The sequence below is a fragment of the Vibrio penaeicida genome (assembly GCF_030689305.1).
In the GTDB taxonomy this organism is placed as follows: domain Bacteria; phylum Pseudomonadota; class Gammaproteobacteria; order Enterobacterales; family Vibrionaceae; genus Vibrio; species Vibrio penaeicida_B.
This window is the reverse complement of record NZ_JAUYVM010000011.1, coordinates 188446-202266: the sequence shown is the minus strand read 5'-3', so window position 1 is coordinate 202266 and position 13821 is coordinate 188446. Positions and strand designations below refer to the sequence as shown.

Here is a 13821-nt window from a genome sequence, read left to right as displayed (position 1 = left end):
TTTGTATTTACTGTACTTTCACAGATCTAAAGCTTGAATCGAGACACTTCTTGGTAGAGTTCACCAGAAATACTGTTCAGCTCTGAAGCTTGTGCACTTGCATCTTGCGCTTGCTCTGCAAGAGCCTGAGAAACGTCTTTTACTTCGTTGGTGTTACGAGTAATTTCTTCTGTCACCAAAGATTGCTCTTCTGCTGCTGCCGCAATTTGGCTTGCCATGTCGTTGATCATATTGGCGGACTGAGTAATACGTTGAAGGCTTTCCGATGCAATACGAGCATCAGTGACGGCTTTCTCGGCATTATTCTGACTGGTTTGCATAGAGGACACTGCACGCTGAGTCGTACTTTGAAGTGTATCAATGTTGCGGTTGATTTCTCCTGTCGCATCGTGAGTTCGCTGGCTTAAGACTCGAACTTCGTCGGCAACTACCGCAAAACCGCGACCTTGCTCACCGGCACGCGCCGCCTCGATAGCAGCATTCAATGCCAATAGATTGGTTTGCTCTGCGATTTCCTGAATCGTCGACAAAATGCCGCTAATTTCCTGAGCATGCATTTCAAGCTCTTGGATAACAGAAGTGGCATCGCTGATATCTGAGGCAAGAGAAAGAATCGACTCTTGGCTGTTGAGTACCTCACGTTCACCTTGATTAGAGATCTCAACCGTTGCAGCCCCTTCTCTGGCTGTGTTTTCTGCATTACTGGCAATTTCTTGTGTAGCGCTCGACATCTCGGTTACTGCCGTTGCCACCATATTGATTTCTTGTTGCTGGTGGTCGATGCGGTGGGCATTCTCATCGGCGTGTCGAGAAGTGATATCGGCTTGGCTCGATAATTGAGTTGAATAGTTGTGAATGTTCGATACGAGCAAATGCATTTTTTCTGTAAATCGATTGAAATTCGCAGCAAGCTGACCAACTTCGTCATTCGATTGGATTGTAATTCGTTGCGTTAGATCGCCATCACCTTCCGATATTTCTTCCAGCGCTTTACTGACTTGAGTAAGCCCTTTCAACTGGAAAGAAACCATCCACCAGATAACGAAAAGCACGATCAACGCGACTATGATGCCAGTAAAAATCAATTGTTTAAGAAGAGCGTCGTGGTTTGCTTCTTCCGTTGAACGATCCATTTCTAATGCAAAAATCCAGTCGCTGTTCGGCACTGAAGCAAAGTAAAGAAGCTTCTCTTGACCGCCGCGAATCGATATCTCAATTCGATTCTCATCTGATGCAGAACGAATCGCAGTGTTAGAGAGTTTTGGGGCGTAGCGGTTAAAAGGCGTCATCAATAATGACTCTTGAGGGTGAGATAAGATTGTTCCCTCTTTATTAAGCATCATAGCGAACGCATTATCGCCTACTTGGTAGCTGTTGAGGTTCTTTTGAATCGACCCCAGTTTAAGGTCCGCACCCAAGATACCTATCATTTGACCGTTAGCGTACACCGGAGTCGATATCGTTAACATGGTGTGACCTTGTTGGGCACCAACATACGGTTTTGATACTACGGTTTTACGTTGGTTAGAAGCTTGTTTAAACCAATCGCGACCACGAGCATCAAACTCAGGGTAGGGGGTAGATGTACCTGCAAGATAAACGTCGCCGTTCACTTGCGCGAAAAATACTTCATCGAATCTGCCTGCTTTTTTCGCTTGAGGTAATGCCACAATGGCTTCTTCTAGCGAATTAACAGTAGCGGCGGCATCCACTACATCCTTGTGAGACACCAGCCAGTATTCCAGAGATTCGACAGCGGTATTCGATAGGCTTATCGCGCGGTTGTAAACACCGTGACGCGTTTGCTCAAAAAGGATAGATGAAGCTCGCCAAGTCAGTATTGAAGTGATTATCGAAATACAAACGAGTACGGAAAGTGTGATCTTGACTTTAAGAGATAAGTTTCTAGCTGAAGTAATCATAACTGCCTAGTTTTGAACATAAGATTTACTTTATGGGATGATGTGCGGAAGTTATCCTAGTTACTCGATGAATACAAGATAAAAGGATGAAAATTACACGCTAATTGATTATCTCACAGGTAATCGTTTGCTTGTGATCTTGATAAGTAATGACGTGTAAGCACGGTGCTTTGTTACACTTTTGAATTTCAATTAAGGTGATCGAATCGTCATAAACATGAAATGAATGTGGTGGTTTACTTAGGTTAATTTAAACTTGTTCATGTTTTTAGAAGATCTTGCAGTAATATTGCTTGATTTTGCATCAGATTCTGATGCCGGTGGAACCCTACTAAATTAGATTAAGGTTGTAATAATGAAGGAACGCCTAAGTTTGAAAGCTGCGATAGGTGCAGCGTTACTTGCGACTCTAACTGGTTGTGCGACAGCACCAGCTTGGGAAGAAGATACAACGTACAAGCTTACAGTTTTGCATACCAATGACCATCACGGTCGTTTTTGGCAGAACAAATACGGTGAGTACGGTATGGCTGCGCGTAAGACGCTGATCGACGAGCTGCGTACAGAGATTCGCGCTGAAGGTGGAAGCGTACTGCTGCTTTCGGGCGGTGACATCAACACTGGTGTTCCTGAATCTGACCTTCAAGATGCTGAACCAGATTTCAAAGGCATGAAAATGCTTGGTTACGATGCAATGGCATTGGGTAACCACGAATTCGACAACTCACTTGATGTATTAGAAAAGCAGATCAAATGGGGTGGGTTCCCTATGCTTTCTGCCAATATTTACGACAAAGCAACGGGCGAACGTAAATATCAGGCTTATCATATTTTTGAAAAGCAAGGCATCAAGATAGCGGTTATCGGTCTAACGACAGAAGATACGGCGAAAATTGGTAACCCAGAGTTCATCAGTAGCCTAGATTTCCGTGATCCAAAAGTAGAAGCGAAAAAGCTAATTGCTGAACTAGAGAAGTCTGAAAAGCCTGATCTTATCTTCGCGGTTACACACATGGGTCACTATGAAGACGGTAAGCGTGGCATTAACGCTCCTGGTGATGTTGCGTTGGCTCGTTACTTAGATGAAGGTTCTTTGGACATGATCGTAGGTGGTCACTCTCAAGAACCTGTTTGTATGGAAGGTCCAAACGTTGCGAAGAAGAAGTTCAAACCTTCTGACGAATGTAAGCCAGATCAGCAAAACGGCACTTGGATTGTTCAAGCTCACGAGTGGGGCAAATACGTAGGTCGCGCTGATTTTGAATTCACGAACGGTGAACTTCAAATGGTCAGCTACGATTTGATTCCAGTGAACTTGAAGAAGAAAATCAAAGTTGACGGCAAGAAAAAGCGTGTCCTAATTGAAGATGAAATCGCTCAAGATCCAGCGGTACTTTCATTCCTTAAGCCATACCAAGAAAAAGGTCAGGCAGAGCTGAATGTTAAGATTGCTGAAACCAACGGCAAGCTGGAAGGCGACCGTAATGTTGTGCGCTTCAACCAGACTAACCTTGGTCGTCTGATTGCGACAGCACACATGCAGCGTGCTAAAGCTGACTTTGCGGTAATGAACTCTGGTGGCGTTCGTGATTCAATTGAGGAAGGTGCGGTCACGTACAAAGATGTACTAACCGTTCAGCCGTTTGCCAATATTCTAACTTACACCGACATGTCTGGTGCTGAAGTATTGGATTACCTTAACGTTGTAGCAACTAAGCCTGTTGATTCTGGTGCTTATGCACAGTTCGCCGGTATCTCTATGACCGTTGCTAACGGCAAAGTAAGCAATGTAAAAGTTGGTGGGAAAGCGCTGGATAAAGCGAAAACTTACCGCTTTACCGTTCCTAGCTACAATGCAGCAGGCGGCGACGGCTATCCTAAGCTGTCTGGTCACCCTGGCCACGTAAACACGGGTTTTGTTGATGCTGAAGTTCTGAAGGACTACCTAGAAAGCAACAGCCCAATCAACGTGAATACGTATGAGCCAAAAGGCGAAATGGTATACAAGTAATTGACCCATAGCGGAAATTACGATTTGATAAAGGCGAAGCGAATGCTTCGCCTTTTTTTATGGAAATCATACGCATGACACCAGCCATCAGTTTAGCGAAAAAGAAAAACGTCCCCCATAAGGTCCATCAGTACAAACACGATCAAAGCAACCAGAACTATGGGCTTGAAGCCGTTGAGGCTTTGGGGCAGAACCCAGAGTGTGTTTTCAAAACGTTATTGTTTAGCCTCGATGGACAAGATAAAAACTTGGCGGTTGCCGTTATACCTGTTGCAAGTAAATTGAATCTTAAACTCGCAGCCAAAGCGGCGAAGAGTAAAAAAGCGGATATGGCGGATCCGGGTATTGCTCAGAAGACAACAGGTTACATTGTGGGAGGCATTAGCCCAATAGGACAAAAGAAGGCACTACCAACCTTTATTCATTCCTCTGCACTCGCTTTAGAGTTGATGTGCGTGAGTGCAGGAAAACGTGGATTGGAAATAGAGCTTACGCCTGAAGACCTAGCCAAACTAACACGCGCTCAATTCGTCGACCTTTGCATTTAAATACGATTCTTACGGTGTTTGACGTAGCTGGTCTTCCAGCCCCGTTCCACATGCGACGCAGATATATAGGTTATTTAAACGAAAAAACCTCGTCCGAAGACGAGGTTTTAAAATGTGGTCGGTGAAGAGGGATTCGAACCCCCGACCCTCTGGTCCCAAACCAGATGCGCTACCAAGCTGCGCTATTCACCGATTCTTTATATCTCAAGGCTTTGCCTCAAGACGGATGCGTATAATACGGTTTCTGACGACAGACGCAAGCACTTTTATCAATAAATTTTAACTTATTGACTGTGTGGTTAGATGGTGAACGATTATAAGTTAAGTGTGATTAAAAACACATCAAAAGAAACAAAATCGTCACGTCGGTATTACTGTTGATCTAGATCAGTACTGAGTAATCCATCGAGTATTAACGTTAACCTTGTCTTTCAGCACTGACGGAGGAAATATGGACTTTTGGCTAGATCTCCTATTTGGTAATGCTATAGGGCTGTCTTCAATGATAGTTATATTCGGCGCAATTGGACTGATGCTGTTTTTCGGCACCTACTTCGTCTATAAAGTATTGAATGACAAATCTCCTCACTAGATCGCTTAGCAATTAACTAAATTGCACCGAAGGGAGTGGACTGCTTTCTTCGGTTTTTCTTTTTCTAACACTCCATATTCCCATCACTTGGGTATATAATCCGTTCATCTGTTGATGATGCATTCGAGATGAACTTATGTCTCAAGATGATGAGCTGGACCTCTTTCAGCAAATGATGAGTGATGTCACTCCTATCAAAAACGACACGGCCATTCACGAGAAAAAACACCAAGTGACCGATGCGCAACTTGCAAAGCGCGAAGCTGCGATGTCTCTATCAGAAGATGACCCTGAATATTTGTCTTTAGATCATGCGCCTATGCTAAAGCCAGATGATATGGTCGAATACCAAAAACCGGGTGTTCAGGATGGGGTTTATCGAAAGTTAAGGCTTGGGAAATACCCAATTCAAGCACGACTAGACTTGCACAAGAAATCGCTGAAAGATGCGCGAGATGAAGTGGTTAAGTTTCTTAAACAGTGTCAGCGATTGGATATTAGAACACTTGTGATTGTTCATGGGAAAGGTGAGCGATCTAATCCTCCGGCATTGATGAAAAGCTATGTGGTGAGTTGGTTATCCCAAATCCAAGAAGTAATGTGTTTTCATAGCGCGCAACGATTCCATGGCGGAACAGGCGCCGTGTATGTCATGTTGAAAAAAAGTGCAGAAAAAAAGCTCGAAAATCGAGAGCGTCATCAGAAACGAATGAGCTAATTTTTAAGGCGGAAATCCCGCTGGTTCACACCGATTGTCATCCGTTGTGAAACGTTAACAAAAGAGAAAATATCAATATGTCTCAGACATCTGAAGCCAAAAGGCTAAACAAATTCATTAGTGAAACTGGGTATTGCTCGCGCCGTGAAGCCGACAAATTAATCGAGCAGGGTAGAGTGACCATTAATGGTGATCTGCCTGAAATGGGTGTAAAGGTATTGCCAACAGACGACGTGCTGATCGACGGAAATCCTCTTAGGCAAAAAGAAAAGCCAATCTACATTGCGCTTAACAAACCCACTGGGATCACCTGCACAACAGAACGTCACGTTGAAGGCAACATTGTTGACTTTGTTGGTCATAGAAAACGCATATTCCCAATTGGTCGTTTAGACAAACCTTCCGATGGGCTGATTTTCCTAACCAACGATGGCGATATTGTTAATAAGATTTTACGTGCAGGAAATTCCCACGAGAAAGAATACGTTGTACGAGTGGACAAACCGATCACTCAAGAGTTTCTCGACAAAATGGGCAGTGGCGTTGAAATTTTAGATACAGTTACGCTTCCTTGCAAAATCTCTAAGGAAACAAAATTCTCCTTTAGAATTGTTCTAACTCAAGGGCTTAACCGCCAAATTCGACGTATGTGTGAAGCGTTGGGCTTTGAAGTATTTAAACTGCGCCGTGTTCGAATTATGAACATTTCGCTTGATGGTATCCCTAATGGTAAGTGGCGTTACTTAACCGACGAAGAAGTAGCAGACATTCATCGTTTGTGTGAATCATCGGTTGGAACAGAAGAAGCATCTCGCGCAGACAGTAGCGGTAAAAAGATTGAGAAAGCGACGGATGCGAAGTTGTTCGATCATCGCCAAAAAGAACAAGCAGAACCTAAAAAGTTCAAGACCTTTAAAGGCAAAGGTACCGACTTTAATCGCCGACCAAGTAAAGGTGGAGAAGGAAACACTGCTAGGCATAACAACGGTACTGGTAGTAAGAGCGGGAATAATAAAGGCGGCAGTAATAGCGGCAGCCATGGTCAGAAGAACCGAAGACCTGAATCCAACGCTGGTGGTAAAAGCCGTCCGTTTAAAGTCAGAAAACCGAGTGGAAAAACTCTTGGCTAAGTTAACCTGAATTTAGAATGAGTTAGGGTTAACGATTCAGATTCTGATACAACAAAGGAAGACACTGTCTTCCTTTGTTTGTTTATGCGCTAAACGTTTTATCATTGATTTCTAATAGGTTTATTCCGTTTCTTTAGCACTTTACCTTTGATGAATCGGAAAGCTGATGCACTTTCCACCCTTTCTGCTCAAGGAGCTCAAGTACATTGTATTTCCCAAGTAAATGTAACGTACCCACCACTACCGTATAATTACCTGTCGCTGGTAACCATTCTGGATTATTAAATCTCTCTACCCAGTCTCGGTTGCGTTGATACAGCAAGGTTTCCAGTGCCTCTTCTTCAAAATCCCCTTCTTCGAGCAGTTGAAGGAGCTTACTTTTATCCCCTGACTTCCAAGCTGAGATTTGACAATGGAATTCGTCGTTATACTTATCCCAATGCAGTAATGTTTCTACGAGCAACTGTGATCCGTTACGAGGGAGTGCATTGAGAAATCCAAGTTGCTGATTTGCTGTTTCTAGTGCTTTAACAGGAACGTTGTATTCTAACGCTTGGTTGGTCAGAACATGATCAACACCATCATTTGCGGCGTAACCTAAGCGTTGGAAATTAGCCATTTGAAGGGTTAAAGCGGCCAGCCAAGGTGGAGAATTCTGCAATCGAGAATCGGGTAAGCCAAGTTCTTTGGCGATGGCAGTGAGTTTTGATAATTGTTCTTTGCTCAGAATGTCGTTGGTCGAAAGTTCAGACGTCGGGAAACTGAGTGATTCTGGCGGGTGGCTTAAATCAATTTCAACAATCAAAGCTTTGCTGTCACTCAAAAAGCGATTCACCATCTTAGGCAGCGGATACATGCTTTTATCGCCAACATGGATAGAACCCAGTATTAACAGAGTTTGCTCACCTTTTTGTGCTTTCCAATAAAGCGGCTCTTGAGCTATTGATGTTAACGGGAAAACAAAAAGCAAAGCCAATGCAATACGCAAGGCAGAAGACAAAGACATAGAAAGTTCCTGACGTTGATTATCGATTTATACAGAAAATTAGGGATGGCGTGTTTCGATATATGCTCGTCTTTACTAGGGGTATGTATCTTATGAAGTTTTGTTGTGCCCCATAGTAAAACCCCATCGGACATCGTATTCCAATGGGGGGAGAAATGACAGAAGCGCTGTCACTAAATTAGGGATTACTTAGAATTTGTAGCCGATACCCGCGTAGAAAGATGAGTATTGAAGAGTGGTAAATTTAGCGCCACCTTTCACCACAAATTGATCCATGATGTCAAAACCGATCTCTGCGCCATAGTTGAAGCTTAATCCGCTTTGAGGACCTGTGCTTGCTGAAATATTCGTCCCTAAAATGTTCATTTTGGACTCACCAGAAACCATAGCATAGCCAAGTCCTAATGGTGCACCGACATAGAAATTACCAATATAAATCTTCGGCTTAACATTCAAAGACACGGTAGAAGATTTTACGGTTGATTTAGCACTGGCTAAATTGGCAATGTTAAATGCTAATGTCGCATCGGAATATTTTGTATATTCCACTTCTGTAGCGAGTGCAAAAATGTCGCTCGCCCTTGACTCATAACCACCTTGGACGGCAAACCCCATGCCACTAGACTTTACATCGTCCCGTGTACTGGTCTTTAGCTAAGTCTGCACCAACGTAAAATCTGCCTTCTGCCATCGCCATAGTTGAAACGGACGTCAGTAGCAGAGAAATCGCAATCTTTTTCATAGTTTTCCTCTGTCACTCTTATGTTTTGTAACTTGTGTATTTTTAGACGCGAGTAAGCTTAATTTCGGTAAGCATATTCTGCTAATGAACCCGTTAAACGAACAGTGTTTTTTATTCAGTTAAATCGATTCTTTCGTTCTCCTTTGGTGTTTAAAATTCAGCCGTTAAATCTTTGATGACTGAGTACCGATATGTTGAGTGATACCGTGAGAACTTTTTGGAAATGGCTATTCTGCTTAATGGGGGCGTTGAGCCTTTTAGCTTGTGGTGGAGGAGCGTCCAATAGCAAGACCCCCACTACTGTTGCTAAGAGCCTAACGAAGTTAGAGCTTTCCGCTGCTTCTACCTCGAATGGAAATGCAGCTTCACTTGTGCCCCTTGGAGAGGAAGTGAAGTTTACATTACTCGCTCGATATAGTGATGCTTCCACAAGTGTCCTGTCTTCAGGTGTTTCTTGGGGGCTGTCTGACTCATCGGTAGTCGAAACCCCGAGCGGTTCTAGCTTTACGTCTAAAACGAAAGGGCTTGGTAAAACAGTATTGACTGCGTATTACAAAGGGGTTGCGAGTAACGGTGTTGTGATTCAAGTGACAGACACGGTTTTAAAACGTCTTGAAGTTGCGAGCATGAAGAAGCTCTACACTGGAAGCCTCTACAATTTGGTGGCTTATGGTGATTACAGCGATGGTCAAAGACGAGATGTCAGCCAATGGGTCTCGTTTTCTACTGGTGATACATCGACCGCGTCCGTCACTAACCGAGTTTTAGCCGCGCAATCAGAGGGAAAAACTCAAGTTAATGCTCGCTGGAAAAACATATTGTCAGCACCTGTAGAAGTGACGGTAAAAGACCCTCAGATTCGTCATATTCAACTGTTGAAAGACTCAAGCCGTGCAGTGGCAGGTTCAAAGATCTCTTTACCACTAGGCATGCAAGAGACATTCATCGTAAATGGCGTTTATGAAGATGGACGTATTGAAAACATTACGTCGAAAGTTCAGTGGCATTCTGGAAATCAGGAGTTATTAGAATTTGCTCTGAGCGGGACTGTTAAAGCTAAGAAGGTGGGGAACACTTCTATTTCAGTGTCTTACTCGGACAAGGGAAAGGTTTTTAATAGTAATAGTTTAGAGGTTGAAGTGATCACTGCTAGCTTAACTAAGCTGAGATTTGTTCCAGTGAATCAAAACCTTCCTATTGGCACTTCGTTGCAATTGAAGGCTTTGGGTGAATTTAGCGATGCTTCCAAAAAAGATCTGACTAACAGCGTGACGTGGTCATCCAGTAGCGTTGAAATAGCGACTGTAGCTCGGGGTCTTGTTAAAGGAAATAAGAAAGGGAAAGCGCATGTCACAGCAAGTATGAATGGCGTTTCTATAACGGTGGACGTTTCTGTCAGCTCTGCAGTCCTACAGTCTATTGAAATCTTGCCTATTCAACGCCAAGTTCCTGCTGGTTTGGTATTGAGCTTCAAGGCCCAAGGACAATTTTCTGACGGGTTACGTGTAGATGTGTCGAATAAGGTTGTATGGGAATCTTCCAATCCAACGGTCGCGACGTTTAGCGGGAATTCGCTGACTGGGAAAAAACCTGGCTCGGTCGATGTCACTGCTTCGATGCAGTTAATAAGTAGTGATGCTCTCACCATTACTGTTACCCCAGCCACTTTTCAGAGCTTGGTTATCCGAGCGGAGCACAAATCAATAGCCAAAGGACACAGCTTACAGATAAAAGCAGAAGCTCAATACAGTGACAATAATAAGGTCAATGTGACGAAGCAAGTGAGCTGGAGTTCAGAAGATACACAAATCGCCACGGTTTCTTCGGCTGGCGTTGTCAATGCGCTAAAGGAAGGGCGTGTTAGCATCAACGCGATGTATCAGGGGCGTTCGACAAAATATGCATTAGAAGTAACGTCGGCTGTGCTCACTCGGATTGAAATTCAACAAAAAAATGTCGAGCTATACCGCGCGATTCAACAAAAGATCCACCTTCGCGCTAAAGGATTTTATAGTGATGGTACAACAAACGACATTTCCCGAGCTGTCACTTGGTCGTCTCTCTCACAAGACATTATGGTAACGGTGAGCGGCGCTGTATGGCCTGTTTCCGCCGGCAAAGCTCAAGTCATAGCTTCTATTGGTCGCATGAAAAGTGATCCACTTATGGTCACGGTGAACGACTCTGAAGTGAGGAGCATTCACGTTACACCTGACTCGCTGTCTATCGTTGAACGTGACTGGCGTCGTTTAGGCGTAGAGGTGTCTATGGTTGACGGGGGGAAAGTGGATGTCTCTTTGTCTCCAGAGTTTTTTGCCAACAGTAAATGGATAGTTGCAGACACCGATATCCTATCTATTTATCGTGTGATTTTATCAGCCAAAAGTACTGGAACCACGTCGATACAAGCGGATTTTAAATCTAAGGTAAGTGGAAAAACCTTCTCTAGTAATTCAGTCTACATCACCGTGAAACCTATGCGGATTTGTGGCGGTAAAGTTAACGATACCCATATTGGGAACGCAGCTGGTGAGTGTCTCAAAGTCGTAGAACATTCAGGTAAACTCTTTACGGGGACACCAAGCAAAGCACTGATCGACTATATTGGTGGTTTTACAAAAGGTACGGACACGTCAAAATATCTAAGCCGTCACTACCACTCCATTCATACCGAAGATGGAAAGTGGGGACCAAAAGGAGAATTTGTATATTTCAGAAACAATCCCTCATCAACGGGACAAGGTGAACTTAGTGAGTTTTGTAGTGTACTAGCAAATATGAACTTCAATCGTCGCTCTGATTGGAGACCCGCATCATTAGGTGAATTGTCCGATCTAAGAAAACAAGGTGACATGCATAAACTATACGGCTGGCCAACCTCCTCATATTACTGGACCAGGACTCCTTACAGCAGTGGTGATGGTCAAACTGACCAACATCATGCATTAGAGTTAATGCTGAATGCTCTCCAGATCTATCAATCTAATACAAGTGGTAGTTACATTAGCTGCGCTTCTACCGATTAGATCCGTAAAATTTGCAATCTATTTATGGAAAACAGCGATTTGCATGTGTTGTTTTCCATTCTTTTTCTCTGCGTAACTTAAATTTTTGCTTCTATTAGTGAGTTGTTTTGTGTGATCTAGATCTTTTTTATTACCTAAAAATACCTGATTCTGTTGATGTGTTCCTTGTGCTTATGTGACCAGGATCAGTATTGGTTGCTGCTATGCCGCATGGAACGTGATGTGGCACAAAACACATGTTATAAATGAGCTTGATAAGTTTTTATTTTTAGTGTTTAACATAATGAATAATAATGTTTTTTAGGTTTTTATAACCTTTGATTTTGATGGTGATCACTATTTAATTGGTTTTGTTTTGCGCTCCGAAAAATATCTGTAATGATTTGAATCGAGCCAGGGAGGCACTAAAAAGAATTCAACTGGATTACGTATTCTTCGACCAAAACGGATTCAGTGCAGATTAACAAAGATAGGTAATTAAAATGAAAAAAGTATTCACTCTTTCGGCTCTAGCAGCGGTCATGTCTACCAGCGCTTTCGCAGGTTCTTCTTATGTAACAGGTAACGCTCAATTCCACAGCGACGACATCCATGGCTCAAAAGCAACTTCAACGTTAGAAGCGGGTCATACGTTCGATTCTGGTACCACGCTTTTGGTTGAGTACGATGGCATCCCTGTTGGTAAGTTGACTGGCGATGCTGCTCCAACGCCTTACATCACACTTGGTGCAGAGCAAATGTTTAGCATCAACGATAACCTTTGGGTTGCTGCGGGATACCATCACTTGCTTAATAATGGCGAAACGGTTCAGTACCGTCCGTTAGTTAAAATTGGCTACAACTTCGATAACGGTCTTTCTTTGAGCAACCGTACTCGTTACCACTCAGTAAAAGATGGCGACAATCAAACACGTTTCGACAACCGTATTGGTTACACGTTGAATGAAGATGTTGCACTGTCTTACAACAATGTATACGTGGTTAACTCTGCAGAAGGTGCAGACAACTCAATGGATCACGAGCTTCGTGCGACATGGACTCGTAAAGGTGTACAACCTTACTTTGAATTCCGCAACCAAGGCGACAATGCTAACAACGCATTCGTATTTGGTGCGTCTTACGGTTTCTAATTATCCGTAACCTTTTCTAAGTCCGAAATTGCCCGCTGTCCTAGCGGGCTTTTTTTTGCTCATTTTTTTTAATACAAGATCTTCTCATATCAACTTAATCAGTATAGAAGTGATGAACAGGTCCCGAGCCCGTACCTACTTCTAACTCATCTGAATGAGCGATTGCTTTTGTAATGTAATGCTTTGCCATGCTAACGGATTTTTCTAGGGCGTGCCCTTGCGCTAGGTAAGATGCGATAGCCGATGATAATGTGCAGCCTGTACCGTGCGTATTGTTAGTTGAATGGCGTTTAGCACTGTATCGAAACACTCTTTCGGGCGTTATCAATAAATCTGTGCTGCTTTCATCCTCTTTTAAGTGACCTCCTTTCAATAACGCATTACGCGCACCAGATAGTTTTAAAGCATCGGCTAAGGTCAGCATTTCGTCTTCATTTGAAGGGAGTTTGGTATTCGTTAAGACCATGGCTTCAGGAAGGTTTGGGGTAATCAAGGTGGCTAATGGGAACAGCTCTTTCTTAAGTGCATCAACCGCTTTGCTTTCCAATAACGTATCGCCACTGGTGGCGACCATGACAGGATCAACGACGAGAAATTTAGGGTTGTACGCTCTAAGTTGATCAGCAACGGCATAAATGATGTCTTCGTTGCAGAGCATCCCTACTTTTATCGCAACGATGTTTAGGTCGGAAAAAACGGCATCCAACTGCTGCGCAACAAATTCAGCAGGCACAGAATGCACACTTGCCACACCATGTGTATTTTGTGCCGTCAGCGCAGTGACCACTGAACATGCATAGCTTCCGGTTACCGAGATGGTTTTGATGTCGGCTTGAATCCCTGCGCCCCCACTGCTGTCTGAACCGGCAATGGTGAGCACGATGGGTGTGGCTGATTTGAACATGGTGACTCCTATAAAGAGATCAATGCGCACGTTAACTGACGAATTTAGTGCATTCACCAATATAAATCGGAAGGGTTAAAAGTGAATAGGGG

At 43.5% G+C, this 13821-nt stretch carries 12 protein-coding genes and 1 tRNA gene; 7 read left to right on the top strand and 6 right to left on the bottom strand.

Going from position 1 to position 13821, the window contains the following annotated elements:
• Positions 1–26: 26 nt before the first annotated feature.
• Positions 27–1922, bottom strand: coding sequence for a methyl-accepting chemotaxis protein (locus tag Q8W40_RS18310; RefSeq protein ID WP_305399222.1), 1896 nt, complete (start codon positions 1920–1922; stop codon positions 27–29).
• A 355-nt stretch (positions 1923–2277) separates the two neighbouring features.
• Between Q8W40_RS18310 and ushA the strand changes: the two genes are divergently transcribed.
• Entirely contained in the window at positions 2278–3933 is a 1656-nt protein-coding gene (gene ushA / locus Q8W40_RS18305; protein WP_305399220.1) for a bifunctional UDP-sugar hydrolase/5'-nucleotidase UshA, read from the top strand.
• Between the two features lie 74 nt (positions 3934–4007).
• Positions 4008–4481: a Cys-tRNA(Pro) deacylase gene (gene ybaK / locus Q8W40_RS18300; RefSeq protein ID WP_305399218.1), complete on the top strand. Its 474-nt coding sequence runs from the start codon at positions 4008–4010 to the stop codon at positions 4479–4481.
• A gap of 115 nt (positions 4482–4596) precedes the next feature.
• Here ybaK and Q8W40_RS18295 read toward each other — a convergent pair.
• Positions 4597–4673, bottom strand: a tRNA-Pro gene (locus tag Q8W40_RS18295).
• Positions 4674–4932: 259 nt separating this feature from the next.
• Between Q8W40_RS18295 and Q8W40_RS18290 the strand changes: the two genes are divergently transcribed.
• The 3 genes from Q8W40_RS18290 (at position 4933) to rluF (ending at position 6921) form a co-directional block, all read left to right on the top strand.
• A complete protein-coding gene (locus Q8W40_RS18290; RefSeq protein ID WP_101110726.1) occupies positions 4933–5073 on the top strand; it encodes a DUF3149 domain-containing protein in 141 nt (46 codons plus the stop codon).
• Between the two features lie 136 nt (positions 5074–5209).
• The gene (smrA, locus tag Q8W40_RS18285; RefSeq protein WP_101110725.1) at positions 5210–5791 is read left to right on the top strand and encodes a DNA endonuclease SmrA; all 582 of its coding nucleotides are present in this window, start codon (positions 5210–5212) and stop codon (positions 5789–5791) included.
• A gap of 77 nt (positions 5792–5868) precedes the next feature.
• Positions 5869–6921, top strand: coding sequence for a 23S rRNA pseudouridine(2604) synthase RluF (rluF, locus tag Q8W40_RS18280; protein ID WP_305399215.1), 1053 nt, complete (start codon positions 5869–5871; stop codon positions 6919–6921).
• Between the two features lie 133 nt (positions 6922–7054).
• On the opposite strand, the gene Q8W40_RS18275 is transcribed toward rluF, so the two are convergent.
• The 3 genes from Q8W40_RS18275 to Q8W40_RS18265 form a co-directional block, all read right to left on the bottom strand.
• Entirely contained in the window at positions 7055–7927 is an 873-nt protein-coding gene (locus Q8W40_RS18275) for a TraB/GumN family protein (protein ID WP_305399213.1), read from the bottom strand.
• A 189-nt stretch (positions 7928–8116) separates the two neighbouring features.
• The gene (locus Q8W40_RS18270; protein WP_305399212.1) at positions 8117–8542 is read right to left on the bottom strand and encodes an outer membrane beta-barrel protein; all 426 of its coding nucleotides are present in this window, start codon (positions 8540–8542) and stop codon (positions 8117–8119) included.
• A gap of 4 nt (positions 8543–8546) precedes the next feature.
• Entirely contained in the window at positions 8547–8669 is a 123-nt protein-coding gene (locus Q8W40_RS18265) for a hypothetical protein (protein ID WP_305399210.1), read from the bottom strand.
• Between the two features lie 191 nt (positions 8670–8860).
• Here Q8W40_RS18265 and Q8W40_RS18260 point away from each other — a divergent pair, with 191 nt between their 5' ends.
• Entirely contained in the window at positions 8861–11695 is a 2835-nt protein-coding gene (locus Q8W40_RS18260; protein ID WP_305399208.1) for an Ig-like domain-containing protein, read from the top strand.
• A 482-nt stretch (positions 11696–12177) separates the two neighbouring features.
• On the top strand, positions 12178–12825 hold the full coding sequence (locus tag Q8W40_RS18255; RefSeq protein ID WP_104400402.1) for an oligogalacturonate-specific porin KdgM family protein: 648 nt from the start codon (positions 12178–12180) through the stop codon (positions 12823–12825).
• A gap of 94 nt (positions 12826–12919) precedes the next feature.
• Here Q8W40_RS18255 and thiD read toward each other — a convergent pair whose 3' ends face one another.
• Positions 12920–13729: a bifunctional hydroxymethylpyrimidine kinase/phosphomethylpyrimidine kinase gene (thiD, locus tag Q8W40_RS18250; RefSeq protein WP_305399204.1), complete on the bottom strand. Its 810-nt coding sequence runs from the start codon at positions 13727–13729 to the stop codon at positions 12920–12922.
• Between the last annotated feature and the right edge of the window lie 92 nt (positions 13730–13821).